Genomic DNA, 24,941 nt, shown 5'->3' on the forward strand with positions numbered 1-24,941 from the left:
CTACGTTATCGCGCCATCAAATCTGCCGTAACTGCGCCTCAACATACAAATAGCCAATTCCCAGTACCTGTTGTGCGCGGCTTAATTGCCCAAAGCCAATTTTCGTCGCTTTCACGCTCGGTCCTTCGTCGCGGTCGAACGGGTTAAATCCCGTCTGGCGAATAATGGTATTAAGCCAGTGCTCACCAAAGGCACAACTGCGACCGTACAACCAAATCTGATTAATATTGAGGATGTTGAGGAAGTTATACAGACTCAAACCAATGGCATTGGCAGAGCGATCAACCCAGCTGGTGATCCACGGTTCTCCACTCTGCCAGGCAGCGATTAACTGCGCTGTTGTCAGTTTTTCAGGATCAAGCTGAGTATTAACCGGTTGTGATTTTAGCCATACCCGCGCCTGTTTTTTTAATGCACTTAACGAGGCGACGGTTTCCAGGCAGCCGTAACGTCCACAGTCGCAGACGACGCCATCCGGATTAACGATGGTGTGACCAATCTGTCCGCTACCATACAAACAGCCGCGATAAATTTGCTCGTTAATCACGAACGACGAGCCAATGCCGTAATCAACGTTGATCACGCAGAAATCCCGTTCCTGCGAATTATTTTGCCATTTCTCCGCCAGCGCCAGCATCACGCAGTCATTATCGACCATCACCCGAATGCCGAGCTTCTCTTCCAGCAGATACTTTACCTCAACCGGCGTTGTCCACGGCGCTTGCGGCATGGTTTGCGACACGCCGGTCACCGGATCAACCTGACCGTGGATTGCCAGCGCCAGGTTGATGGTACGGTCCGGCCACAATTTACGGTGGCGATGCCAGCATTTTTCGATTTCGGACAGCAGCGCCTGCGGCGTCGGTGCATCAATCTGTAAATACTCAAATTCACCTTTCGGACTTAAACAAGCATTAGCAACCTGACACTCAATACTGGTGGGCGTCACGTTCAGGCACAGCGTCCAGTCACCTTCCGGCGCAATCAGCCATGTACCGCTACTATGTCCGCGCGTCTGGCTTTCATCGTCGATATTCACCACCCGTTTTTCGCTTTCCAGTTCCTGCAAAATATTACTGACTGCCGGAATCGAAATTTGCGCCAGCCGGGCCAGCGTTGATTTATTGGCGCGCTTTTGCCGGTACAGCAGTTCCAGAATCACGCATTTGTTATGGTGGCGAATCTGTTGATTATTAATGCAGGCTCTCATCTTCACTAAACCTTGTTTAGTTAATTGCGTGATTATTCCGCGAAAACATTGCCAGATTGTTCAATACACTGCCACAAATCTTTTAATTCAGTATGTCTTGTTAATATTGAGGGCACCATGACTCCAGTAAAAGTGTGGCAAGAGCGCGTTGAGATCCCGACCTATGAAACCGGGCCGCAGGATATACATCCCATGTTCCTGGAAAATCGCGTTTATCAGGGATCGTCCGGCGCGGTTTATCCCTACGGCGTGACCGATACGCTGAGCGAGCAGAAAACCCTGAAATCCTGGCAGGCGGTGTGGCTGGAAAACGACTACATCAAAGTGATGATCCTGCCGGAACTGGGCGGTCGGGTGCATCGCGCGTGGGATAAAGTGAAACAGCGCGATTTTGTCTATCACAATGAAGTCATTAAACCGGCGCTGGTGGGGCTGCTGGGACCGTGGATCTCCGGCGGGATTGAGTTTAACTGGCCGCAACACCATCGCCCGACCACCTTTATGCCCGTTGATTTCACCCTCGAAGCCCATGAAGACGGCGCACAGACGGTGTGGGTAGGCGAAACGGAGCCGATGCATGGTTTACAGGTGATGACAGGTTTCACCCTGCGTCCTGACCGGGCGGCACTGGAAATCGCCAGCCGCGTCTATAACGGCAACGCCACGCCGCGTCATTTCTTGTGGTGGGCCAACCCGGCAGTGAAAGGGGGGGAAGGGCATCAGAGCGTCTTCCCGCCGGATGTAACGGCGGTGTTTGATCACGGCAAACGGGCCGTCTCTGCTTTCCCCATCGCCACCGGCACTTACTACAAAGTGGACTACTCCGCCGGAGTGGACATTTCTCGCTATAAAAATGTGCCTGTTCCAACCTCATATATGGCTGAAAAATCACAGTACGATTTTGTTGGCGCGTGGTGTCACGATGAAGATGGCGGTTTGCTGCACGTTGCCAACCACCATATTGCGCCAGGTAAAAAACAGTGGAGCTGGGGACACAGTGAATTTGGCCAGGCGTGGGATAAGAGTCTGACCGACAATAACGGCCCGTATATCGAACTGATGACCGGTATTTTTGCCGATAACCAGCCTGATTTTACCTGGCTTGATGCGTACGAAGAGAAGCGTTTCGAGCAGTATTTCCTGCCTTATCATTCTCTGGGCATGGTGCAAAATGCCTCCCGCGATGCGGTGATAAAACTCCAGCGTAGTGAGCGGGGGATTGAGTGGGGGCTGTATGCCATCTCTCCGTTGAACGGATACCGCCTGGCGATCCGCGAAATCGGCAAATGCAACGCGTTACTTGATGATGCCGTGGCACTGATGCCTGCGACCGCCATCCAGGGCGTGTTGCACGGTATCAATCCTGAAAGGCTGACCATTGAGCTCTCCGATGCCGACGGCAATATTGTACTGAGTTATCAGGAACATCAGCCGCAAGAGTTGCCGTTGCCGGACGTCGCCAAAGCGCCACTGGCAGCACAAGACATTACCAGTACAGATGAAGCCTGGTTTATCGGTCAGCATCTGGAGCAATATCATCACGCCAGCCGTTCACCGTTCGATTACTACCTGCGCGGCGTGGCGCTGGATCCGCTGGATTATCGCTGTAACCTGGCGCTGGCGATGCTGGAATATAACCGCGCCGATTTCCCGCAAGCGGTGGCGTATGCCACTCAGGCGCTGAAACGCGCACATGCGCTGAACAAAAATCCGCAGTGCGGACAGGCCAGTTTGATTCGCGCCAGTGCTTACGAACGTCAGGGACAATATCAACAAGCCGAAGAGGATTTCTGGCGTGCGGTCTGGAGCGGCAATAGTAAAGCAGGCGGCTATTATGGTCTGGCACGACTGGCGGCGCGTAATGGTAACTTCGATGCTGGTCTGGATTTTTGCCAACAAAGTCTTCGCGCCTGCCCAACCAATCAGGAAGTGCTTTGCCTGCATAATCTGCTGCTGGTGTTAAGTGGTCGTCAGGACAACGCGCGTTTGCAGCGCGAGAAACTGCTGCGCGATTATCCGCTGAACGCCACTCTGTGGTGGCTGAACTGGTTCGATGGTCGTAGCGAATCAGCCCTCGCGCAGTGGCGCGGTCTGTGTCAGGGACGCGACGTTAACGCCCTGATGACCGCCGGGCAACTGATTAACTGGGGAATGCCTGCCCTGGCGGCAGAGATGCTGAACGCACTGGACTGCCAGCGCACGCTGCCGCTTTACCTGCAAGCCAGCTTGCTGCCGAAAGCCGAACGCGGCGAACTGGTCGCAAAAGCCATTGATGTCTTCCCGCAGTTTGTCCGTTTCCCGAATACGCTGGAAGAAGTGGCGGCGCTGGAGAGTATTGAAGAGTGCTGGTTTGCCCGTCATTTACTGGCCTGCTTCTACTACAACAAGCGCAGCTACAACAAAGCCATTACTTTATGGCAACGTTGCGTAGAGATGTCGCCGGAGTTTGCCGACGGCTGGCGCGGGTTAGCGATCCATGCGTGGAATAAGCAACACGATTATGAGCTGGCCGCGCGTTATCTTGATAATGCTTATCAGCTTGCGCCGCAGGATGCACGTCTGCTTTTCGAACGGGATTTGCTTGATAAGTTAAGTGGAGCCACACCGGAGAAACGACTGGCGCGTCTGGAAAATAATCTGGAAATTGCGCTGAAACGCGACGACATGACCGCAGAACTGCTCAATTTGTGGCATCTCACGGGTCAGGCAGACAAAGCGGCGGACATTCTCGCCACGCGCAAATTCCACCCGTGGGAAGGCGGGGAAGGGAAGATCACCAGTCAGTTTATCCTCAACCAGTTATTACGCGCCTGGCAGCATCTTGATGCCAGAGAGCCGCAGCAGGCCAGCGAACTGCTTCATGCCGCGCTGCATTATCCGGAGAATTTAAGCGAAGGCCGTTTACCGGGGCAAACTGATAACGACATCTGGTTCTGGCTGGCAATATGCGCTAACGCGCAGGGCGATGAAACTGAAGCGACGCGTTGTTTACGTCTGGCGGCGACCGGCGATCGCACCATTAACATCCACAGTTATTACAACGATCAGCCGGTTGATTATCTCTTCTGGCAAGGAATGGCGCTGCGACTGCTGGGCGAACAACAAACCGCACAGCAACTGTTTAGTGAAATGAAACAGTGGGCGCAAGAGATGGCGAAAACCAGTATCGAGGCGGATTTCTTTGCCGTCTCGCAACCTGACCTGTTGTCGCTGTATGGCGATTTACAACAGCAGCATAAAGAAAAATGCCTGATGGTGGCGATGCTGGCGTCCGCGGGACTCGGGGAGGTTGCGCAATATGAATCTGCTCGCGCTGAATTGACGGCGATTAATCCGGCCTGGCCGAAAGCAGCATTATTCACCACCGTGATGCCTTTTATTTTTAACCGCGTTCACTAAACCTTATTAACTGTAATATTTGAGCGGCACGCGCTGCCGCTCATCACAAAATAATTAGAATAAGCCGTTGTAAATAAAAACCCTACAGGAGGCACTATGCCTAAAAAAATGAGAACAACCCGTAATCTATTATTAATGGCTACGCTATTAGGTAGCGCTCTATTTGCCAGGGCAGTGGATAAAGAAATGACCATTGGTGCAATATACCTTGATACCCAGGGATATTACGCTGGCGTGCGTCAGGGCGTTCAGGATGCGGCAAAAGATTCTTCAGTACAGGTACAGTTAATTGAAACTAACGCCCAGGGCGATATTTCGAAAGAAAGTACTTTTGTAGATACCCTCGTGGCGCGTAATGTCGATGCCATTATTTTATCGGCAGTATCTGAAAATGGCAGTAGCCGTACCGTTCGTCGCGCCAGTGAAGCGGGTATTCCGGTGATTTGCTACAACACCTGTATTAATCAAAAGGGTGTCGATAAATATGTCTCGGCATATCTGGTTGGTGACCCGCTGGAATTTGGTAAAAAACTGGGTAACGCTGCCGCCGATTATTTTATTGCCAACAAAATTGACCAGCCGAAAATTGCCGTCATCAATTGCGAAGCCTTTGAAGTTTGTGTGCAACGACGTAAAGGGTTTGAAGAAGTATTAAAAGCCCGCGTTCCCGGCGCGCAAATTGTCGCTAATCAGGAAGGGACTGTTTTAGATAAAGCGATTTCCGTTGGTGAAAAACTAATTATCTCCACGTCGGATCTCAACGCCATTATGGGGGAATCGGGCGGTGCGACACTCGGCGCGGTAAAAGCGGTACGTAATCAAAATCAGGCCGGAAAAATTGCTGTTTTCGGTTCGGATATGACCACTGAAATTGCTCAGGAGCTGGAAAACAATCAGGTGCTGAAAGCGGTGGTGGATATTTCCGGTAAGAAAATGGGCAATGCTGTTTTCGCGCAAACTTTGAAGGTTATCAATAAACAAGCCGACGGTGAAAAAGTGATTCAGGTGCCAATCGATCTCTATACCAAAACGGAAGACGGTAAACAGTGGCTGGCAACGCACGTTGATGGTCTGCCCTAATCGCTGATTCGCAGAGGTCCCTATGTTCACGGCAACAGAGGCAGTCCCGGTAGCAAAAGTGGTGGCAGGAAATAAGCGTTATCCCGGCGTCGTTGCGTTGGATAACGTTAACTTCACGCTCAATAAAGGCGAAGTTCGTGCGCTGTTAGGCAAAAACGGCGCGGGCAAATCGACCCTCATTCGAATGCTTACCGGTAGCGAACGTCCGGATAGCGGTGATATCTGGATTGGCGAGACGCGACTGGAAGGTGACGAAGCTACGCTGACTCGCCGTGCCGCTGAACTGGGGGTTCGTGCGGTTTATCAGGAGTTAAGTCTGGTGGAGGGACTGACGGTGGCGGAAAACCTCTGCCTCGGTCAGTGGCCCCGCCGCAACGGCATGATTGATTACCTGCAAATGGCGCAGGATGCCCAACGTTGCTTACAGGCGCTGGGCGTTGACGTTAGCCCTGAACAACTTGTTTCAACGCTAAGCCCGGCGCAAAAGCAACTGGTGGAAATTGCGCGGGTGATGAAGGGCGAGCCGCGCGTGGTCATTCTTGATGAACCTACCAGTTCGCTTGCCAGTGCGGAAGTTGAACTGGTGATCAGCGCGGTTAAAAAGATGTCGGCACTGGGCGTGGCGGTGATTTATGTCAGCCACCGGATGGAAGAAATCCGCCGCATTGCCTCCTGTGCCACCGTTATGCGCGATGGTCAGGTGGCGGGCGATGTGATGCTCGAAAACACCTCCACGCATCATATTGTGTTGCTAATGCTCGGGCGCGATCACGTTGATATTGCGCCGGTTTCCCCTCAGGAAATTGTCGATCAGGCCGTGCTGGAAGTCCGTGCGTTACGCCATAAGCCCAAGCTGGAGGATATCAGCTTTACGCTCCGTCGTGGCGAAGTACTCGGCATTGCTGGCCTGCTGGGGGCAGGGCGCAGTGAATTGTTGAAAGCCATAGTTGGGCTGGAGACGTATGAACAGGGCGAAATTGTTATCAACGGCGAGAAAATCACGCGCCCCGATTACGGCGACATGCTGAAACGCGGCATTGGCTATACGCCAGAAAACCGCAAAGAAGCGGGGATCATTCCCTGGCTGGGCGTTGACGAAAATACAGTGCTGACCAATCGGCAAAAAATCAGCGCCAACGGTGTGCTGCAATGGTCCACCATCCGCCGCCTGACCGAAGAGGTGATGCAGCGGATGACGGTCAAGGCCGCCAGTAGCGAAACGCCCATCGGCACGCTTTCTGGCGGCAATCAGCAAAAAGTGGTGATCGGTCGTTGGGTCTATGCCGCCAGCCAGATTTTGTTGCTCGACGAGCCAACGCGCGGCGTCGATATCGAAGCCAAACAGCAGATTTACCGTATTGTCCGTGAGCTGGCTGCCGAAGGAAAAAGCGTGGTGTTTATCTCCAGTGAAGTGGAGGAGTTGCCGCTGGTGTGTGACCGCATCCTGTTATTACAGCACGGCACGTTCTCGCAGGAGTTTCACGCTCCGGTCAATGTGGATGAGCTGATGTCCGCCATTCTGTCTGTGCACTGATGAATTTTACCGAGGAACCTGAAGATGTCTGCTTCGTCATTACCATTGCCGCAGGGCAAGAGCGTCTCGCTCAAACAATTTGTCAGTCGCCATATTAATGAGATCGGTTTGCTGGTGGTGATCGCCATTCTTTATCTGGTCTTCTCCCTGAACGCGCCGGGCTTTATCTCATTGAATAACCAGATGAACGTGCTGCGCGATGCCGCCACCATTGGGATTGCCGCCTGGGCGATGACGCTGATTATTATCTCCGGTGAAATTGATGTCAGCGTTGGGCCGATGGTGGCTTTTGTCTCGGTGTGCCTGGCATTTTTGCTGCAATTTGAAGTTCCGCTGGCGGTGGCGTGTCTGCTGGTGTTGCTGTTAGGCGCGCTGATGGGAACGCTGGCCGGGGTGCTGCGCGGCGTGTTTAACGTACCAAGTTTCGTTGCCACACTGGGGCTGTGGAGCGCCCTGCGCGGAATGGGGCTGTTTATGACCAACGCCCTGCCAGTGCCGATTGACGAAAACGAGGTACTGGACTGGCTGGGTGGACAATTTCTCGGAGTGCCGGTATCCGCGCTGATCATGATGGTGTTGTTTGCGCTGTTTGTGTTCATCAGCCGCAAAACCGCCTTCGGGCGCTCGGTTTTTGCTGTTGGCGGTAATGCCACTGCAGCACAGTTGTGCGGTATTAACGTTCGTCGGGTACGCATTCTTATCTTTACCCTTTCGGGATTATTAGCGGCGGTGACCGGCATTTTGTTGGCGGCGCGCCTCGGTTCCGGTAACGCAGGTGCCGCAAACGGTCTGGAGTTTGACGTCATCGCCGCGGTCGTGGTTGGCGGTACGGCGCTTTCCGGTGGTCGCGGCTCGTTGTTCGGTACGCTGCTTGGCGTACTGGTGATTACGCTAATCGGTAACGGTCTGGTGCTGCTCGGGATTAACTCCTTTTTCCAGCAGGTGGTGCGCGGCGTCATCATCGTGGTGGCGGTGCTGGCGAATATCTTGCTGACTCAGCGTAGCAGTAAAGCGAAACGCTAAACCTTAACGCCCCTGGCGCGGGTGCGGCAGGGATGAAAATTAATCGTATTGTTAATGAGGGATTTATGAAAACGATGCTGGCAGCTTATTTACCAGGAAATTCGACCGTCGATCTGCGGGAAGTTGCGGTGCCGACGCCGGGGATTAACCAGGTACTGATCAAAATGAAATCCTCCGGGATTTGCGGAAGCGATGTCCACTATATCTATCATCAACACCGTGCCACGGCAGCGGCACCCGATAAACCGTTATACCAGGGATTTATCAACGGTCATGAACCGTGCGGGCAGATTGTGGCGATGGGGCAAGGCTGCCGCCATTTTAAAGAGGGCGACCGTGTGCTGGTGTATCACATTTCTGGCTGTGGTTTTTGCCCGAACTGCCGTCGCGGCTTTCCTATCTCTTGTACTGGCGAAGGAAAAGCGGCTTACGGCTGGCAGCGTGACGGCGGTCATGCCGAATATCTGCTGGCGGAAGAAAAAGATCTGATCCTCCTGCCGGATGCGCTGAGCTACGAAGATGGTGCGTTTATCAGTTGCGGCGTTGGCACGGCCTATGAAGGGATTTTGCGCGGCGAAGTTTCCGGCAGCGATAACGTGCTGGTGGTCGGTCTGGGGCCGGTCGGCATGATGGCGATGATGCTGGCGAAAGGTCGCGGTGCAAAACGGATCATCGGCGTTGATATGCTGCCGGAACGTCTGGCGATGGCAAAACAGTTAGGGGTGATGGATCACGGTTATTTAGCGACCACCGAAGGTCTGCCGCAGATAATTGCTGAACTTACCCACGGTGGCGCGGATGTTGCGCTCGATTGTTCCGGTAATGCCGCAGGTCGCTTGCTGGCACTGCAATCCACTGCTGACTGGGGGCGGGTGGTTTACATTGGTGAAACCGGAAAAGTGGAATTCGAGGTCAGCGCCGATCTGATGCACCATCAACGGCGGATTATTGGCTCCTGGGTGACCAGTCTGTTCCATATGGAAAAATGCGCCCACGATTTAACGGACTGGAAACTGTGGCCGCGTAACGCCATTACCCATCGCTTCACGCTGGAACAGGCTGGAGATGCCTATGCGCTGATGGCGAGCGGTAAATGCGGGAAAGTTGTGATTAACTTCCCGGATTAAGGAGTCAGCGGATGACCATCTATACCTTATCTCACGGGCCGCTAAAGCTGGACGTTTCTGACCGGGGCGGCGTCATCGAAGGCTTCTGGCGTGACGCGACGCCGCTCTTACGTCCCGGTAAAAAAAACGGTGTGGCAACCGACGCCTCTTGTTTTCCGCTGGTGCCGTTTGCAAACCGGGTGAGCGGCAATCGTTTTGTCTGGCAGGGGAGTGAGTATCAACTGCAACCGAATGTTGAGTGGGATGCGCACTATCTGCACGGCGACGGCTGGCTGGGGCAGTGGCAATGTGTCTCGCGCAGCGAAGATAGCTTGTGTCTGGTGTATGAACATCGCAGCGGTGTTTATCACTATCGGGTAAGTCAGGCGTTTCATTTAACGGCAGATACGCTGACGGTGACGCTCTCTGTCACCAATCAAGGGGCAGAGACGCTGCCATTTGGTACCGGCTGGCATCCTTATTTTCCGTTGTCACCACAAACGCGGATTCAGGCGCAGGCGAGCGGTTACTGGCTGGAGCGGGAGCAGTGGCTGGCGGGTGAGTTTTGCGAGCAGCTACCGCAAGAGCTGGATTTCAGCCAGCTCGCGCCGTTGCCGCACCAGTGGGTGAACAATGGCTTTGCCGGATGGAATGGTCAGGCCCGCATCGAGCAGCCGCAGGAGGGTTATGCCATCATCATGGAAACGACGCCACCTGCACCATGTTATTTCATCTTTGTTTCCGACCCGGCGTTTGATAAAGGATATGCGTTTGATTTCTTCTGTCTGGAACCGATGAGCCATGCGCCGGATGACCATCATCGCCCGGAAGGGGGTGATCTCATTGCGCTTGCACCAGGGGAATCAACAACTTCAGAGATGTCGTTGCGGGTTGCGTTACTGTAATTTATAAAATGCCGGATAAGGCGTTCACGCCGCATCCGGCATCTTTCCTAACGCCGATCGAGAGAAATTGCCCCCGGCCCGGTAATTGCCAACAGCAGGAATGCGCCAGCGATACTGACATTCTTCCAGAAATTAATCATATTTGGCCCAACCGCATCGCCGGTCATATCCCAGTAATGGTGACCAATTACCGCCGTACCCAGCGTGTAGAAAATAAACAGCACCGCCAGCGGACGGGTGAAAAAGCCAAGCACGATTAATATCGCGGCGGGCACTTCCATAACTACCGCAATAATCGCTGCCAGCATTGGCATTGGCGCGCCCAGCGAGGCCATATATTGGACCGTACCGTCAAAGCCCATCATTTTGGGAAAACCAAAAATAATGAAAATCAAGACCACGGCGATACGGGCAATTAATAACAAAACGGGGCGTGCAGCACCAAAATCAAAATAACGTAGTGAGTTCATAACCAATCCCTTTGCAAGATAATGTGATTTAAACGTAATACACACTCTGGTACCTCGCCACGCCCCAGGCGTTGAGATATTCGCTAATTATCCTGGTTACAGTGATTTAAGCGCGATGTGCTCATCTGTCAGCAGTTTCGCATCAAACGTTTTGCCGCTCTGGATCCATTTGCGGATTGGGCGCATCTCACGCCCCTGATTCAGCGTTACCGCACCGATAAGCACGCCGTTTTGCAGATTAAACCAAATCGCCTTCTGAGTTTCCGGGTTGCCACGACAAAGCCAGTCATCACCACGCATATCGCCAATAAACTGTAAGTTATCACTGTACTGATCGCTCCAGAACCACGGCGGCGGCAGTCGCGGAAGCGGTAGCCCCAACATTGCGGAAGCGGCAATTTGCGCCTGGTTATTGGCGTTTTCCCAGCTTTCGCAGCGGTGTAGTGCACCATTATCAAGACGGGTGATTGCCACATCGCCACCGGCAAAGATCGCGGGATCGCAGGTGCGGCAAGCCTCATCAATGACAATGCCATTGGCAGTATCAAGGTTGGCCTCGCGAGCCAGTTGGTCGTTGGCGCTGATACCAATACCGTAAATCACCACATCGGCCTGAAGCGTTTCGCCACTTTGCAGCGTCAGTTCTACTTTTTCACCATCGACCACATGTTCAATGGCATTATTGAGCAGAATGTGCACACCAGCCTGCTGATGGCGCTGCAAAAGATAGCGTTGTACGGGCGGTGGTGCATTACGCCCCATGACGGTTGCCGCCAGTTCAATCACTGTCACCTTACATCCGCGCTGCGTGGCGCTGGCAGCCAGTTCCAGACCAATAGTTCCGGCACCGACAATCACGACTGACCGTTCGGGCTGCAGAACTTCTCGCAGTCTGGCGGCATCACCGGCATGGCGCAGGGTAAAGCAGCGTTCTCCCAGTGCATCAAGCAACGGCAGCGGTCGAGCTGCCGCGCCGGTTGCTATAAAAAGCTGATCCCAGTGCCAGCTTTCGCCGTTAGCTAACACTAACTCTCGTGTGTCGCGGCCCAATGTTTTGATGGTTACACCGGAATGCAGATGAACATTGTTTTCCTGCCACCAGTGAGCGGGTAACACAGACTGCAACTGTGGGGAATCTTCCAGCAACATGGATTTCGAGAGCGGGGGGCGTTCATAAGGAAGATGTTGCTCATCGGAAAACAGATGCAGCTCACCGGTGAACCCTTGCTGGCGTAGCGAGGCCGCAGCCATTGCCGCCGCTTGCCCGCCCCCGACAATAATGATCGTTTTTTCTTTCATCGTACTTCCTTAAAGATCCAGCCCAGCCGCTACGTGGCGAATGCCGCGAATCGCTAAACCCGCATCAGCGTTGATCATCACACCGCTTAATGCGCGATTATTGCGCCGCGATGCCAACATCACATACGGACCCGTAAAATCCGCCGGTTGCGGGAAAAATTGCAGCGGTAAAATGGCGGCAATTTTCTCCGGCGTCAGAGACTGCATTATCGAGGTTTCACTTTGCCCGAGCGCCTGTGGGCCGCGCAGGTCGCTGGCCATACCACACGGGCCGACGCCATTCACCCGCACTTTCGGTGCCAGTTCATAAGCCAGTTGGCGAATAAGTCCGGTTGCGGCATGTTTACTGGCGGTGTACAGCGGGCCACCGCCGCCGGGATACCAGGCGGCGTTTGACAGTGTGAAAATCATGCTGCCTTCACTGGCGATTAACGCCGGAGCGCAGGCTTTTGCGCCCAGCAGGTAACCGAGTACGTTGACATTAAACAGCTCGTGGAAGCCGGTTTCGAGCGTCTCTGCGGGAGTGTTAACCAGTGAGGCATTGTGATCCCAGATGCCCGCATTGCCGATAAAACAATCGAGCTTGCCAGAACGAGTCAGGATCTGATTAACCGCGCGTTGATAATCGGCATAGCAGGTCACGTTACCTTCCACCGCCAGAATATGTTCGCCAAATCGCTGACGCAGACTGGCGACTTTTGCCGCCGACAGTTCCAGCGTGGCAACCTGCGCGCCTTCTTCGATAAATCGCTCGGCCAGCGCCAGGCCTAATCCCGATCCGCCGCCGGTAATAAAGATGGACTCGTTATGCAGATCGCTCATGGCTGCGCCTCCGGTAAGTCGATGAAGATGTCACCACCTTCAACGTGTACTGGATAAGTGGTTAGCGGATCGGTGGCGGGCAGGCATAATGCTTTCCCCGTTTTCAGGCAAAAACTGGCGGCGTGCAGCGGGCACTCCACCGTGGCGTCATCTTCCAGATACCCTTCTGACATCGACGCATTACCATGGCTGCAACGATCGTTAATGGCATAAAACTCGCCGCCCACGTTGAACAAGGCGATGACGGGCGAGGTATCGATCCGGAGAGCCTCACCCTCCGGCACATCCGCAACGGGACACGCATAAATTCGATTCATCAGAACAGTACACTCAGGTTATGGGAAGTGATCACCGCTTGATCCAGGACGATATCCCGTTCCAGCAAGCGCCAGTTGTCATCTTCCAGACGGCGAACTTTGTCAAAACGAGTCCCGACATAGAATGTTTCATCGCGCTCTTTTTGTGCCCGATAAAGCAGATAATTTACCCGCACAGCAAATACGTTTGGTATGTCGGTTTCGTTTACCTGGCAGTTGCTGATTAAGTGACGGGTGCGTGACGGCGGTTCTTCTGCCCAGGCCATGCCGGTTTCCAGACGGGCGATTCGCCGTTCCAGCTGGTCTTTGGTGTCATTAAAAATCCAGGTTGTCGGCGGTTGAACGCCTTTGCGGCGGTCGCGCGTTTGTGCGTTAACCGTGGTGCGCATGGTGTAACGAATCTCTTCGTCGAGCTGTGCCAGCCAGTCTCGAAATCTCCAGTCATCCAGCAGACTGGCTTCGTGAAAGAGAAACTGGCTAATGCGGTGATGTAACTCCAGTGAAACTTGCGCACTCATTTCATCACCTCCTGCTGGTAAGCGGCGGTTTTATCGAGCACTTCCTGCCAGCTTTCGCTACTCAGAAGATCGGCCCAGCGTTGGTACATTCCACGAGCGGCCGTTTCTGAGAAGATATAGTTAGTAATGCCTGGAATGCCGTCGTCGCGACGCTTTTCCTGACCAAGCCCCATTTCCAGACACAGTTTGCTGTTGCGGGCGCGGTGACCTTTCAGCAATTTCTGGATTTCACACCAGTTCTCCGAGTCATCCTGCTCGAGAAAACCAGCAGGACCAAAAGCACGAGTGGCGCTGTTTTCAAAAGCGGCTTTAACTTCATCGGAGGCGGCTTTGTCAGTAATACAGAACGCCCACACTTCGACTTGATCAGGGCCGCGAGGATGCCAGACGCGGAGCGTGGCAGTGCCGTTGAGCCATGAAAGCGTGGGGAAAATATTGTTATGACCCGCCAGGCGCAGGGCGCGAACTTCACCTAAACGTTGTTCTGCTTCGGCATAGGTTTCGCGGTAATAGCTGGAAACCGCGCCATCGACCCAGACATTAGCATCCGGTTTTTCAGTAAAGAAGAAACCGCTGCCGTGACCGTCCTGACCAAACTGCAGCGCATCTTTGGCGGTTTCCCACACCGGGCGGGCGGTTTGTCCATCACCGAGACGCTTATCGCTGCCATCATCTTTCGCCCCTAATACCTGAACGGCAGAAGCATGGCTGAACAGAGCATGATACTGGTCACTGGCGAACTGCTCTGCCGGGAATTTCCAGTTGCAGTTGATCACCCACTTTTGTACGCCGCCGACAATTTCGGTGCCGCCTTCGCGACGATCCAGCATGCCATCCAGATACCAGGCAATGTCACCAAGGTAATCACGCAGGCCCGGTGCGCTGGTATCCCAGTTGCCAAAAATCAGCCCTTTATAACTCTCCACACAAGGAACTTCGTTTAGTCCCCAGTGGGATTTACACAACCCTTGTGGGTAGGCGCGAGGTTCCAGCGGTACATCGATCAACTCGCCGTTGATGCCATAAGACCAGCCGTGATACGGACAGGTAAAGGCGCGAGTGTTGCCGCAATCTGCATAACTCACACGCATGGCCCGGTGGCGGCATTGGTTGAGAAACGCCTTAATGCTGCCGTCTTTCTGACGCACTACGACAACCGCATCTTCCCCCATGTAGGTGTTAAAGAAATCACCAGGTTTTGGGATCTGGCTTTCGTGGGCGAGAAATAGCCAGCAACGACCGAAAATGCGCTCAAGCTCCAGTTGGTAAATGTCCGGGTCGGTATAAATACGCGGAGTGACCCGACCGTTTTGGGTGTCAATCAGTTGGTAAATGTTCAAATCTGAGGGTGTGGTCATATTTTTTAATCCTGAAAGATAAGATGTATTGACCTTCTATTTTTGTGCTATAAGGATGTTGCTGGTTGGTTGCCGATATGTGAAATAGTTAATTTCTACCAGCTGAGACGTTTTTTCGATAACAAGGGGAAGGTGATGGAACTACGGCATTTACGCTATTTCGTCGCAGTGGCGCAGGCACTGAACTTTACCCGCGCGGCGGAAAAACTGCATACCTCACAGCCTTCGTTAAGCAGCCAGATCCGCGATCTTGAAAACTGTGTCGGTGTTCCGTTGCTGGTGAGGGATAAGCGCAAAGTCGCGTTGACGGCGGCGGGAGAATGTTTTCTCCAGGACGCGCTGGCAATCCTCGAACAAGCGGAAAATGCCAAATTACGGGCGCGGAAAATTGTTCAGGAAGACAGACAATTAACCATTGGCTTTGTGCCATCGGCGGAAGTGAATTTACTGCCAAAAGTATTACCGATGTTTCGTCTCAGACAGCCAGACACCTTAATTGAGCTGGTGAGTTTAATCACCACGGAACAGGAAGAAAAAATTCGCCGTGGTGAACTCGACGTCGGCTTAATGCGCCATCCTGTTTATAGCCCGGAGATTGATTATCTGGAGCTTTTTGACGAACCATTAGTGGTGGTGTTACCGGTTGATCACCCTTTAGCACATGAAAAAGAGATCACTGCCGCGCAACTGGATGGCGTGAATTTCGTCAGTACTGATCCAGCGTATTCCGGTTCGCTTGCGCCGATCGTTAAAGCGTGGTTTGCGCAAGAAAACAGCCAGCCAAATATCGTCCAGGTGGCAACGAATATTCTGGTGACCATGAATCTGGTGGGGATGGGGCTGGGCGTCACTTTGATACCCGGTTATATGAATAATTTTAATACCGGCCAGGTGGTATTTCGACCCATTGCCGGAAATGTGCCTTCCATTGCTTTACTGATGGCGTGGAAGAAAGGGGAGATAAAGCCGGCATTACGCGATTTCATCGCCATTGTGCAGGAACGTTTGGCAAGCGTAACGGCATAATTACGCATTATTTTTGCAACATGCGTCGCGGATCGCAGTTTTTTAGTGCTTGTGAACTGGTGTTACAGACATCGGGAAGCAGGCTCGAATATTCTTATTTTTCAACTTGCACCAACATTCGATTAACCCCAGACTAACGCCTCCTGACGGGAGGGACTCATGGTTTTGCAATCCACGCGCTGGTTGGCGCTCGGCTATTTCACATACTTTTTTAGTTACGGCATTTTTCTACCTTTCTGGAGCGTCTGGCTTAAAGGGATTGGTTTAACGCCAGAAACCATCGGCCTGTTATTGGGGGCAGGTCTGATTGCCCGTTTTCTCGGGAGTTTGCTCATCGCGCCCCGCGTCAGCGATCCTTCTCGCCTGATTTCCGCCTTGCGCGTGCTGGCACTGCTGACACTTCTCTTTGCTGTCGCATTCTGGGCGGGGGCGCACGTAGTGTGGCTGATGCTGGTGATGATTGGCTTTAACCTCTTTTTCTCACCGCTGGTACCGTTGACCGATGCACTGGCGAATACGTGGCAAAAGCAGTTCCCGCTTGATTACGGCAAAGTGCGACTGTGGGGCTCGGTGGCGTTTGTCATTGGCTCGGCGCTGACGGGCAAACTGGTCACTATGTTTGATTATCGGGTGATCCTCGCGCTGTTGACGTTGGGCGTGGCATCCATGCTGCTCGGCTTTCTCATCCGTCCGACGATTCAGCCACAAGGGGCAAGCCGCCAGCAGGAGAGCACCGGTTGGTCAGCGTGGTTGGCGCTGGTTCGCCAGAACTGGCGCTTTCTGGCCTGCGTTTGTTTATTGCAGGGGGCGCATGCGGCCTATTACGGTTTTAGCGCCATTTACTGGCAGGCTGCTGGCTACTCGGCCTCGGCGGTGGGCTATTTGTGGTCGCTGGGCGTGGTGGCGGAAGTCATTATCTTTGCGCTGAGTAATAAACTTTTCCGCCGTTGTAGTGCACGCGATATGCTGTTGATCTCAGCGATTTGCGGCGTAGTGCGCTGGGGCATTATGGGAGCAACTACGGCGTTGCCGTGGTTGATAGTGGTGCAAATTCTGCATTGTGGCACCTTCACGGTCTGCCACCTGGCCGCCATGCGCTATATTGCCGCTCGCCAGGGTAGCGAAGTCATCCGTTTACAGGCGGTTTACTCTGCCGTCGCGATGGGCGGCAGTATTGCGATCATGACCGTTTTCGCCGGTTTCCTGTATCAATATCTGGGCCACGGCGTGTTCTGGGTTATGGCGCTGGTGGCGCTTCCGGCAATGTTTTTGCGCCCGAAAGTTGTTCCCTCATGCTGATTCGAGCATTTTGCGGATCTGCTCCTGTTGATGTGTTGTCAACGTCAGGTCCGTATAGATCAGCGGTGGTGAAAAGAGCGGTAACGGCATGGTATAAGGCGCAATAATCAGTGCCGCGCTGCGCGGAGCGCCTGTCTGCAAAAATACCTTTACCGACATATGTTTAATATTGAGCGGCAGTAACGTTAGTTCGCGTAGCTGCTGCTCAATCTGCGCTTCTCGCTCGCTATCATTCCCGGTCAGTAGAATAATCTGTTTCTCATGCAGGTCGTTTTCCTGCATTAGCCAGGCACCGAAAATCACCGCGACCAGACCGCTTTCCTCATCAGAAAGATGGACGCCGTATTCACTTTCAAATCCGGCCAGCGCCGCGCGGGTGGTGCGCACCAGGCGTGGATACAGGCGGGCGAACTCTTCCGGCAGGGTGTTATCAATACCGATGGCAAACAAACAGCGATTTAACGCCTGGGCGAGGTGGGTATAAAGCTGATCGCATAACCCCTGTTCATCATAAAAACGAACATTTCCCAGCTCACGAAAGTGGTTTACCAGACGTTTGATAGACTTACGCAGTTGTCTGTCCCGCTGATGCGCATCCCGCAGTGGATCGGGAACCCGCAACATGGAAAAAAGTAATGCCATAAACAGTGGCTCATCAGGCGGTACAGGCTGGAGCGCCCGACGCTGCCAGTGGCGTCCAATTTCCTGCGCTACCTGAAATTCAAGGCAGGATTCCGCCCAGCGACGTTGGAGCGGATTAAACTGAGGCGTAATTCCAGCGTGGTGTTGCAGCAAACAATATTGCAGATACAGACACAGGAAATGAATATCGCGCGTTTCAAAGCGTTTTTGCAGCCGTCGGGAGCAGAGATTCACTAACGCTTGTAGATTGGTATCGTCGTAAAAGTTACGCGCAATTCCGCGCCGCTTCAGTTCACTCTTCAGGGCGGGGGTGAAATGGCTGGTAATAAATGACGGACACAGACGGAAACCACGTCGTAGCCAGTGAAATAAACACAAACGTTGGTTAAGCACTGTACCTTCAACCCGGTAGCTACCGTCATAACCAGTAGTCAGTGTGAGTTGATGATAGCGCAGGATCTCACGTCCTGTTTCGCTGATATCAAGACTGGCAATATCATCATCCACACCATTAAGCTCGCTGAAAGTTGCCGTGGTGGCGGTCAACCCCGGCTGAAAGAGTGTCAGCAAGATCTGGCAGCGGCGCTGGGGAGCCGAAAGGACAGATGGTGGAGCAAGCGTAGGCATCATCTGTAGATCTCCCATAAGCATAATTGATAAGAATAGCTAAAGTTTGCTCAGGGAAATGGCGAAGGGAATGCTAATCATCAGAAATGTTGGCAAGCGTCACAGAATTTTTCTCATCTTAAACTGTTCTGACCAGTGGATTAGCATGTCTTAAGGTGGTTTTGTGAATGATTATCGTGCTAGCGATCATGGGTTAGTTCTGCGGATTCAACGCGCTAAGGATAAAATCCACCATCTGTTCGCGATAAACATCGCCGTGACGATCAGAAAAAGCATCAATGTGTTCGCCATCCGGGATTAGGATCAACCGTTTTGGCTCTTTTGCCAGGCTATACAACTTTTCGCTGTGCTGCCATGGGATAACGTGATCAGCTTTACCGTGAATGAGTAAAAGCGGGATCGGGCTGACGCTGGCGATGTAATTTTCGCCGCTGTAACTCTCATCAAGTAAGTAGCCACTGCCGGGAATCATCTGGTTGGCGATGGTCGCATAAGAGGCAAATGTGGAGTCGAGGATCACCGCACGTATGCCTTCACGATCACCCTGACCAATAACATCAAGAATATTCGCCCCGCCAATACTCTGCCCGAACAGCACCAGCCGTTGTGGGTTTACATCACTGCGATGGCGCACCACATTGATGGCGCTTTGCGTATCGTCTAATAACCCTGCCTGAGAAGGTTTTCCTTTTGATTTACCGAATCCACGATAATCAAACATAAAAACATTGAAATTACGTTCGGGTAACCAACTGACCAGCGGCCAGTGGGCGGACATATTTCCGGCATTGCCGTGAGCATGAATAATGGTAGCAATGGCGTTATCAGCAGGGCCCGTCGAAGAAGGGATAAACCAGCCTTGCAGATGAGTACCGTCCTTAGCCGTAAATTCGACGGATTCCGCCGACCAGGGTTCGGGACCGTAAATTTTGTCGTCAGGATAATAGAAGAAATTGATGGCGATGCGCGGTATTAAATAAATGCAGAAGGCAACAACAAAGAGAATAAACAGAATTTTGAGAACGCGTTTGTTCACTGGCAGCGCCATAACCTTTCCTTGCGACTTCTTTATCATCCATTAATCGGGGAAAGATGGTGGGAGAGTGGCGAAAGAAAGTAAAGCGGTGAGGAAGTATTTCGGAATAGCGCCTGAAAGGCGAGGGCGGGTGAGTGACATCACCCGCCAGAGTCATTAACGCTTCAGGGCGTCGCTTAACTCGTCACGCATATTCGCCAGCATGGCTTTAACAACGCGCGGGTTACCAGCAACGATGTTACCGGTCAGCATGTAGTTATGACCACCGGTGAAGTCGCTGACGATGCCGCCCGCTTCACGAACCAGCAGCTCGCCTGCGGCGAAATCCCACGGACGCAGACCGATTTCAAAGAAACCGTCAACGCGACCCGCAGCAACGTAAGCCAGATCCAGCGCCGCAGAACCGGTACGACGGAAGTCAGCGCATTCGTTGAACAGTTTGCCGACGATGTTGATGTAGGTGGTGGCGTACTGTTTTGCTTTGAACGGGAAGCCGGTCGCCAGAATAGTACCGTCGAGATCGCGAGCGGTGCTGCCGCGCAGACGGTAGCCGTTCAGCTGTGCGCCCTGACCGCGAGTGGCGGTGAACAGTTCGTTACGCATAGGATCGTAAACCACAGCAACTTCAGTGCGGCCTTTGATACGAACGGCGATAGATACCGCGAAGTGCGGCAGACGTTTGATAAAGTTGGTAGTGCCATCCAGTGGATCGATAACCCATTGAACATCCTGATCAGTACCTTCAAGTTCACCGCTTTCTTCGGTGATGATGGTGTGCTGTGGGTAAGATTTACGAATCGTGTCGATAATCACCGCTTCGGCAGCTTTATCTACGTTGGTCACGAAGTCGTTACTGCCTTTCTGGCTCGCTTCTACAGCGTCCGGGGTTTCATAGTTTTTGGCAATTAAATTACCCGCCTTGCGCGCTGCGCGCACGGCGATGTTCAGCATCGGATGCATCGGTCTCTCTCACTGGATGTTAAAGAACGGGAAAACGGCGCAGAGTATAGCAGCGAGATCGGCATCTGTCTTCGTTTTATGATAAGATGCGCGAATAATCTTTAGACGAAGAAAGACAATGCTGCAAAATATTCGAATTGTGCTGGTGGAGACGTCACACACCGGCAATATGGGTTCTGTTGCCCGTGCCATGAAAACAATGGGATTAACCAATCTGTGGCTGGTTAATCCACTGGTGAAACCTGACTCCCAGGCGATTGCCCTGGCAGCAGGGGCCAGCGATGTGATTGGTAATGCTCACATCGTCGATACGCTCGACGAAGCGTTAGCCGGTTGTAGCCTGGTGGTGGGCACCAGCGCACGCTCCCGCACGCTGCCGTGGCCGATGCTCGACCCGCGCGAATGCGGTCTGAAAAGCGTCGCTGAAGCGGCAAATACCCCGGTGGCGCTGGTTTTTGGTCGTGAGCGTGTTGGCTTGACCAATGAAGAGTTGCAGAAATGCCATTATCATGTCGCGATTGCTGCGAACCCGGAATACAGTTCGCTGAACCTGGCGATGGCGGTTCAGGTTATTGCCTATGAAGTGCGCATGGCCTGGCTGGCAACTCAGGAAAATGGCGAACAAGTCGAGCATGAAGAGACGCCGTATCCGCTGGTCGATGATCTGGAGCGTTTTTATGGTCATCTGGAACAAACGCTGCTGGCAACCGGTTTTATTCGTGAAAACCATCCGGGGCAGGTGATGAATAAATTGCGCCGTCTGTTTACCCGTGCGCGCCCGGAAAGCCAGGAATTGAATATCCTGCGCGGGATTCTGGCTTCTATAGAGCAGCAGAATAAAGGTAATAAGGCCGAATAACAGTGGTTGCCTGATGCGACGCTTAATGCGTCTTATCAGGCCTACAATGTACAGAACCGTAGGTCGGATAAGGTGTTCACACCGCATCCGACAACAGGTACAAACGCCACGATAAAAAAATGGCACTGAAGGTTAAATACCCGACTAAATCAGTCAAGTAAATAGTTGACCAATTTACTCGGGAATGTCAGACTTGACCCTGCTATGCAATACCCCACTTTTACAATAAAAAACCCCGGGCAGGGGCGAGTTTGAGGTGAAGTAAGACATGAGACTGACATCTAAAGGGCGCTATGCCGTGACCGCAATGCTTGACGTTGCGCTCAACTCTGAAGCGGGCCCGGTACCGTTGGCTGATATTTCCGAACGTCAGGGAATTTCCCTTTCTTATCTGGAACAACTGTTTTCCCGTCTGCGTAAAAATGGTCTGGTTTCCAGCGTACGTGGACCAGGCGGTGGTTATCTGTTAGGCAAAGATGCCAGCAGCATCGCCGTTGGCGAAGTGATTAGCGCCGTTGACGAATCTGTAGATGCCACCCGTTGTCAGGGTAAAGGCGGCTGCCAGGGCGGCGATAAATGCCTGACCCACGCGCTGTGGCGTGATTTGAGCGACCGTCTCACCGGTTTTCTCAACAACATTACTTTAGGCGAACTGGTTAATAACCAGGAAGTGCTGGATGTGTCTGGTCGTCAGCATACTCACGACGCGCCACGCACCCGCACACAAGACGCGATCGACGTTAAGTTACGCGCTTAATAAAAAGTATTCAGAATCAGGCCGGAGTGTTTAACACTCCGTAAACACGGTCGTACATCCAGCCGGTAGCCTGGTTCCTTGCATTGAGTGATGTACGGAGTTTATAGAGCAATGAAATTACCGATTTATCTCGACTACTCCGCAACCACGCCGGTGGACCCGCGTGTTGCCGAGAAAATGATGCAGTTTATGACGATGGACGGAACCTTTGGTAACCCGGCCTCCCGTTCTCACCGTTTCGGCTGGCAGGCTGAAGAAGCGGTTGATATCGCCCGTAATCAGATTGCAGATCTGGTCGGCGCTGACCCGCGTGAAATCGTCTTTACCTCTGGTGCAACCGAATCTGACAACCTGGCGATCAAAGGTGCAGCCAACTTTTATCAGAAAAAAGGCAAGCACATCATCACCAGCAAAACCGAACACAAAGCGGTACTGGATACCTGCCGTCAGCTGGAGCGCGAAGGTTTCGAAGTCACCTATCTGGCACCGCAGCGTAATGGCATTATCGACCTGAAAGAACTGGAAGCAGCGATGCGTGACGACACCATCCTCGTTTCCATAATGCACGTAAATAACGAAATCGGCGTGGTGCAGGATATCGCGGCTATCGGCGAAATGTGCCGTGCTCGAGGCATTATCTATCACGTTGATGCAACCCAGAGCGTGGGCAAACTGCCTATCGACCTGAGCCAGTTGAAAGTTGACCTGATGTCTTTCTCCGGTCACAAAATCTATGGCCCGAAAGGTATCGGTGCGCTATATGTACGTCGTAAACCGCGCGTACGCATCGAAGCGCAAATGCACGGCGGCGGTCACGAGCGCGGTATGCGTTCCGGCACCCTGCCTGTCCACCAGATCGTCGGTATGGGCGAAGCCTATCGCATCGCAAAAGAAGAGATGGCGACCGAGATGGAACGTCTGCGCGGCCTGCGTAACCGTCTGTGGAACGGCATCAAAGATATCGAAGAAGTTTACCTGAACGGTGACCTCGAACACGGTGCGCCGAACATTCTTAACGTCAGCTTCAACTACGTTGAAGGTGAGTCGCTGATTATGGCGCTGAAAGACCTCGCGGTTTCTTCCGGTTCCGCCTGTACGTCAGCAAGCCTCGAACCGTCCTACGTGCTGCGCGCGCTGGGGCTGAACGACGAGCTGGCACATAGCTCTATCCGTTTCTCTTTAGGTCGTTTTACTACTGAAGAAGAGATCGACTACACCATCGAGTTAGTTCGTAAATCCATCGGTCGTCTGCGTGACCTTTCTCCGCTGTGGGAAATGTACAAGCAGGGCGTGGATCTGAACAGCATCGAATGGGCTCATCATTAATCGGTATCGGAATCAGGAGAATTTATAATGGCTTACAGCGAAAAAGTTATCGACCATTACGAGAATCCGCGTAACGTGGGTTCCTTTGACAACAACGACGAGAACGTCGGCAGCGGCATGGTGGGTGCACCGGCCTGTGGCGACGTGATGAAGTTGCAGATTAAAGTCAACGATGAAGGTATCATTGAAGACGCGCGTTTTAAAACTTACGGCTGCGGTTCTGCTATCGCTTCCAGCTCCCTGGTCACCGAATGGGTGAAAGGGAAGTCTCTCGACGAAGCGCAGGCGATCAAAAACACCGATATTGCTGAAGAACTTGAACTGCCTCCGGTGAAAATTCACTGTTCTATTCTGGCAGAAGACGCGATCAAAGCCGCCATTGCGGACTATAAAAGCAAACGTGAAGCAAAATAAGAGTTGAGGTTTGGTTATGTCGATTACACTGAGCGACAGTGCAGCAGCGCGAGTAAATACCTTTCTGGCTAACCGTGGCAAAGGGTTTGGCCTGCGTCTGGGCGTGAGAACCTCCGGATGTTCAGGTATGGCTTATGTACTGGAATTTGTTGACGAACCGACGCCGGAAGACATCGTGTTTGAAGACAAAGGCGTGAAAGTCGTGGTCGATGGCAAAAGCCTGCAATTTCTGGACGGTACGCAGCTGGACTTCGTAAAAGAAGGCCTGAACGAAGGGTTTAAATTCACCAACCCGAACGTTAAAGATGAGTGTGGTTGCGGCGAAAGCTTCCACGTTTGATGCGCATACCGATAACCCCACCGTGGTCGCCTGCGCGTGGGGTTTGTTTTACCTGATTCGCCGTTATCGCGGCGGATCACAGCCCTGAGAATGTTATGGATTACTTCACCCTCTTTGGCTTGCCTGCCCGTTATCAACTCGATACCCAGGCGCTGAGCCTGCGTTTTCAGGATCTACAACGTCAGTATCATCCTGATAAATTCGCCAGCGGAAGCAAGGCGGAACAACTCGCCGCCGTACAGCAATCTGCAACCATTAACCAGGCCTGGCAAACGCTGCGTCATCCGTTAATGCGCGCGGAATATTTGCTTTCTTTGCACGGTTTTGATCTCGCCAGCGAGCAGCATACTGTGCGCGACACCGCGTTCCTGATGGAACAGCTGGAGCTGCGCGAAGAACTGGACGAGATCGAACAGGCGAAAGATGAAGCGCGGCTGGAAAGCTTTATCAAACGTGTGAAAAAGATGTTTGATACCCGCCATCAGTTGATGGTTGAACAGTTAGACAACGAGACGTGGGACGCGGCGGCGGATACCGTGCGTAAGCTGCGTTTTCTCGATAAACTGCGAAGCAGTGCCGAACAACTCGAAGAAAAACTGCTCGATTTTTAATTT

The 24,941-nt window shown here is 52.8% G+C and carries 24 protein-coding genes; 14 read left to right on the forward strand and 10 right to left on the reverse strand.

Features of this window, described 5'->3' with window-relative positions; genetic code table 11:
- Positions 1-16: 16 nt before the first annotated feature.
- Entirely contained in the window at positions 17-1,210 is a 1,194-nt protein-coding gene (locus ACJHX3_RS08940) for an ROK family protein (RefSeq protein ID WP_001200774.1), read from the reverse strand.
- Positions 1,211-1,327: 117 nt separating this feature from the next.
- On the opposite strand from ACJHX3_RS08940, the gene ACJHX3_RS08945 reads away from it, so the two are divergent.
- The 6 genes from ACJHX3_RS08945 to ACJHX3_RS08970 all read left to right on the forward strand — a co-directional run bounded on the left by ACJHX3_RS08945 (position 1,328) and on the right by ACJHX3_RS08970 (position 10,257).
- On the forward strand, positions 1,328-4,609 hold the full coding sequence (locus ACJHX3_RS08945) for a DUF5107 domain-containing protein (protein WP_094308057.1): 3,282 nt from the start codon (positions 1,328-1,330) through the stop codon (positions 4,607-4,609).
- A 96-nt stretch (positions 4,610-4,705) separates the two neighbouring features.
- A complete protein-coding gene (locus tag ACJHX3_RS08950) occupies positions 4,706-5,689 on the forward strand; it encodes a substrate-binding domain-containing protein (RefSeq protein ID WP_094308056.1) in 984 nt (327 codons plus the stop codon).
- 22 nt (positions 5,690-5,711) lie between these two features.
- Positions 5,712-7,223: a sugar ABC transporter ATP-binding protein gene (locus ACJHX3_RS08955; protein ID WP_410236136.1), complete on the forward strand. Its 1,512-nt coding sequence runs from the start codon at positions 5,712-5,714 to the stop codon at positions 7,221-7,223.
- 24 nt (positions 7,224-7,247) lie between these two features.
- Positions 7,248-8,246, forward strand: coding sequence for an ABC transporter permease (locus tag ACJHX3_RS08960; RefSeq protein ID WP_001276671.1), 999 nt, complete (start codon positions 7,248-7,250; stop codon positions 8,244-8,246).
- 32 nt (positions 8,247-8,278) lie between these two features.
- A complete protein-coding gene (locus ACJHX3_RS08965; protein ID WP_000700790.1) occupies positions 8,279-9,373 on the forward strand; it encodes a zinc-dependent alcohol dehydrogenase family protein in 1,095 nt (364 codons plus the stop codon).
- Positions 9,374-9,384: 11 nt separating this feature from the next.
- Positions 9,385-10,257: an aldose 1-epimerase gene (locus tag ACJHX3_RS08970; RefSeq protein ID WP_024216646.1), complete on the forward strand. Its 873-nt coding sequence runs from the start codon at positions 9,385-9,387 to the stop codon at positions 10,255-10,257.
- A 47-nt stretch (positions 10,258-10,304) separates the two neighbouring features.
- Here the strand turns inward: ACJHX3_RS08970 and ACJHX3_RS08975 are convergent, their stop codons facing one another.
- The 6 genes from ACJHX3_RS08975 to hcaE all read right to left on the reverse strand — a co-directional run bounded on the left by ACJHX3_RS08975 (position 10,305) and on the right by hcaE (position 15,041).
- Entirely contained in the window at positions 10,305-10,727 is a 423-nt protein-coding gene (locus tag ACJHX3_RS08975; protein WP_001087250.1) for a DoxX family protein, read from the reverse strand.
- Between the two features lie 96 nt (positions 10,728-10,823).
- Positions 10,824-12,026 carry a phenylpropionate dioxygenase ferredoxin reductase subunit gene (hcaD, locus tag ACJHX3_RS08980; protein WP_024046161.1) on the reverse strand — a complete coding sequence of 401 codons (1,203 nt, stop codon included), beginning with the start codon at positions 12,024-12,026 and terminating at the stop codon, positions 10,824-10,826.
- 9 nt (positions 12,027-12,035) lie between these two features.
- Positions 12,036-12,848: a 3-phenylpropionate-dihydrodiol/cinnamic acid-dihydrodiol dehydrogenase gene (gene hcaB / locus ACJHX3_RS08985; RefSeq protein ID WP_001281364.1), complete on the reverse strand. Its 813-nt coding sequence runs from the start codon at positions 12,846-12,848 to the stop codon at positions 12,036-12,038.
- A complete protein-coding gene (locus ACJHX3_RS08990) occupies positions 12,845-13,165 on the reverse strand; it encodes a bifunctional 3-phenylpropionate/cinnamic acid dioxygenase ferredoxin subunit (RefSeq protein WP_001080102.1) in 321 nt (106 codons plus the stop codon). Before ACJHX3_RS08990 ends, hcaB begins: the two co-directional genes overlap by 4 nt.
- On the reverse strand, positions 13,165-13,683 hold the full coding sequence (gene hcaF / locus ACJHX3_RS08995) for a 3-phenylpropionate/cinnamic acid dioxygenase subunit beta (protein WP_001276082.1): 519 nt from the start codon (positions 13,681-13,683) through the stop codon (positions 13,165-13,167). Before hcaF ends, ACJHX3_RS08990 begins: the two co-directional genes overlap by 1 nt.
- Positions 13,680-15,041: a 3-phenylpropionate/cinnamic acid dioxygenase subunit alpha gene (gene hcaE / locus ACJHX3_RS09000; protein ID WP_000211172.1), complete on the reverse strand. Its 1,362-nt coding sequence runs from the start codon at positions 15,039-15,041 to the stop codon at positions 13,680-13,682. Before hcaE ends, hcaF begins: the two co-directional genes overlap by 4 nt.
- Before the next feature lie 135 nt (positions 15,042-15,176).
- Here hcaE and hcaR point away from each other — a divergent pair, with 135 nt between their 5' ends.
- On the forward strand, positions 15,177-16,067 hold the full coding sequence (gene hcaR / locus ACJHX3_RS09005) for a DNA-binding transcriptional regulator HcaR (RefSeq protein WP_001578814.1): 891 nt from the start codon (positions 15,177-15,179) through the stop codon (positions 16,065-16,067).
- A gap of 159 nt (positions 16,068-16,226) precedes the next feature.
- Positions 16,227-17,366, forward strand: coding sequence for a 3-phenylpropionate MFS transporter (locus ACJHX3_RS09010; RefSeq protein ID WP_024046160.1), 1,140 nt, complete (start codon positions 16,227-16,229; stop codon positions 17,364-17,366).
- On the opposite strand, the gene csiE is transcribed toward ACJHX3_RS09010, so the two are convergent.
- The 3 genes from csiE to suhB form a co-directional block, all read right to left on the reverse strand.
- Positions 17,358-18,638, reverse strand: a complete 1,281-nt coding sequence (gene csiE, locus ACJHX3_RS09015) for a stationary phase inducible protein CsiE (protein WP_024216647.1) — start codon at positions 18,636-18,638, stop codon at positions 17,358-17,360. The two genes, ACJHX3_RS09010 and csiE, sit on opposite strands and share 9 nt — an antisense overlap.
- A gap of 190 nt (positions 18,639-18,828) precedes the next feature.
- On the reverse strand, positions 18,829-19,683 hold the full coding sequence (locus ACJHX3_RS09020) for an alpha/beta hydrolase (protein WP_001469408.1): 855 nt from the start codon (positions 19,681-19,683) through the stop codon (positions 18,829-18,831).
- Between the two features lie 144 nt (positions 19,684-19,827).
- Complete coding sequence (gene suhB, locus ACJHX3_RS09025; protein ID WP_000553451.1) at positions 19,828-20,631, reverse strand: inositol-1-monophosphatase; 804 nt, start codon at positions 20,629-20,631, stop codon at positions 19,828-19,830.
- 118 nt (positions 20,632-20,749) lie between these two features.
- On the opposite strand from suhB, the gene trmJ reads away from it, so the two are divergent.
- The 6 genes from trmJ (at position 20,750) to hscB (ending at position 24,938) form a co-directional block, all read left to right on the forward strand.
- A complete protein-coding gene (gene trmJ, locus ACJHX3_RS09030) occupies positions 20,750-21,490 on the forward strand; it encodes a tRNA (cytosine(32)/uridine(32)-2'-O)-methyltransferase TrmJ (RefSeq protein ID WP_000940019.1) in 741 nt (246 codons plus the stop codon).
- Positions 21,491-21,758: 268 nt separating this feature from the next.
- A complete protein-coding gene (gene iscR / locus ACJHX3_RS09035) occupies positions 21,759-22,247 on the forward strand; it encodes a Fe-S cluster assembly transcriptional regulator IscR (protein WP_001241357.1) in 489 nt (162 codons plus the stop codon).
- A gap of 111 nt (positions 22,248-22,358) precedes the next feature.
- Positions 22,359-23,573 (forward strand): cysteine desulfurase, encoded by a 1,215-nt coding sequence (iscS, locus tag ACJHX3_RS09040; RefSeq protein ID WP_001295373.1) that lies wholly within the window; start codon positions 22,359-22,361, stop codon positions 23,571-23,573.
- Positions 23,574-23,600: 27 nt separating this feature from the next.
- Positions 23,601-23,987: a Fe-S cluster assembly scaffold IscU gene (gene iscU, locus ACJHX3_RS09045; protein ID WP_000331707.1), complete on the forward strand. Its 387-nt coding sequence runs from the start codon at positions 23,601-23,603 to the stop codon at positions 23,985-23,987.
- 16 nt (positions 23,988-24,003) lie between these two features.
- The gene (gene iscA / locus ACJHX3_RS09050; RefSeq protein ID WP_000028953.1) at positions 24,004-24,327 is read left to right on the forward strand and encodes an iron-sulfur cluster assembly protein IscA; all 324 of its coding nucleotides are present in this window, start codon (positions 24,004-24,006) and stop codon (positions 24,325-24,327) included.
- Between the two features lie 95 nt (positions 24,328-24,422).
- Entirely contained in the window at positions 24,423-24,938 is a 516-nt protein-coding gene (gene hscB / locus ACJHX3_RS09055; protein ID WP_094321834.1) for a co-chaperone HscB, read from the forward strand.
- Positions 24,939-24,941 lie beyond the last annotated feature (3 nt).

This window comes from Escherichia sp. WS1265 (assembly GCF_046487585.1).
In the GTDB taxonomy this organism is placed as follows: Bacteria; Pseudomonadota; Gammaproteobacteria; order Enterobacterales; family Enterobacteriaceae; genus Escherichia; species Escherichia coli.

Coding starts and splice junctions, on each gene's coding strand:
- ACJHX3_RS08940 (WP_001200774.1), bottom strand. CDS start 1,210: ATGAGAGCCTGCATTAATAATCAACAGATTCGCCACCATAACAAATGC.
- ACJHX3_RS08945 (WP_094308057.1), top strand. CDS start 1,328: ATGACTCCAGTAAAAGTGTGGCAAGAGCGCGTTGAGATCCCGACCTAT.
- ACJHX3_RS08950 (WP_094308056.1), top strand. CDS start 4,706: ATGCCTAAAAAAATGAGAACAACCCGTAATCTATTATTAATGGCTACG.
- ACJHX3_RS08955 (WP_410236136.1), top strand. CDS start 5,712: ATGTTCACGGCAACAGAGGCAGTCCCGGTAGCAAAAGTGGTGGCAGGA.
- ACJHX3_RS08960 (WP_001276671.1), top strand. CDS start 7,248: ATGTCTGCTTCGTCATTACCATTGCCGCAGGGCAAGAGCGTCTCGCTC.
- ACJHX3_RS08965 (WP_000700790.1), top strand. CDS start 8,279: ATGAAAATTAATCGTATTGTTAATGAGGGATTTATGAAAACGATGCTG.
- ACJHX3_RS08970 (WP_024216646.1), top strand. CDS start 9,385: ATGACCATCTATACCTTATCTCACGGGCCGCTAAAGCTGGACGTTTCT.
- ACJHX3_RS08975 (WP_001087250.1), bottom strand. CDS start 10,727: ATGAACTCACTACGTTATTTTGATTTTGGTGCTGCACGCCCCGTTTTG.
- hcaD (WP_024046161.1), bottom strand. CDS start 12,026: ATGAAAGAAAAAACGATCATTATTGTCGGGGGCGGGCAAGCGGCGGCA.
- hcaB (WP_001281364.1), bottom strand. CDS start 12,848: ATGAGCGATCTGCATAACGAGTCCATCTTTATTACCGGCGGCGGATCG.
- ACJHX3_RS08990 (WP_001080102.1), bottom strand. CDS start 13,165: ATGAATCGAATTTATGCGTGTCCCGTTGCGGATGTGCCGGAGGGTGAG.
- hcaF (WP_001276082.1), bottom strand. CDS start 13,683: ATGAGTGCGCAAGTTTCACTGGAGTTACATCACCGCATTAGCCAGTTT.
- hcaE (WP_000211172.1), bottom strand. CDS start 15,041: ATGACCACACCCTCAGATTTGAACATTTACCAACTGATTGACACCCAA.
- hcaR (WP_001578814.1), top strand. CDS start 15,177: ATGGAACTACGGCATTTACGCTATTTCGTCGCAGTGGCGCAGGCACTG.
- ACJHX3_RS09010 (WP_024046160.1), top strand. CDS start 16,227: ATGGTTTTGCAATCCACGCGCTGGTTGGCGCTCGGCTATTTCACATAC.
- csiE (WP_024216647.1), bottom strand. CDS start 18,638: ATGATGCCTACGCTTGCTCCACCATCTGTCCTTTCGGCTCCCCAGCGC.
- ACJHX3_RS09020 (WP_001469408.1), bottom strand. CDS start 19,683: ATGGCGCTGCCAGTGAACAAACGCGTTCTCAAAATTCTGTTTATTCTC.
- suhB (WP_000553451.1), bottom strand. CDS start 20,631: ATGCATCCGATGCTGAACATCGCCGTGCGCGCAGCGCGCAAGGCGGGT.
- trmJ (WP_000940019.1), top strand. CDS start 20,750: ATGCTGCAAAATATTCGAATTGTGCTGGTGGAGACGTCACACACCGGC.
- iscR (WP_001241357.1), top strand. CDS start 21,759: ATGAGACTGACATCTAAAGGGCGCTATGCCGTGACCGCAATGCTTGAC.
- iscS (WP_001295373.1), top strand. CDS start 22,359: ATGAAATTACCGATTTATCTCGACTACTCCGCAACCACGCCGGTGGAC.
- iscU (WP_000331707.1), top strand. CDS start 23,601: ATGGCTTACAGCGAAAAAGTTATCGACCATTACGAGAATCCGCGTAAC.
- iscA (WP_000028953.1), top strand. CDS start 24,004: ATGTCGATTACACTGAGCGACAGTGCAGCAGCGCGAGTAAATACCTTT.
- hscB (WP_094321834.1), top strand. CDS start 24,423: ATGGATTACTTCACCCTCTTTGGCTTGCCTGCCCGTTATCAACTCGAT.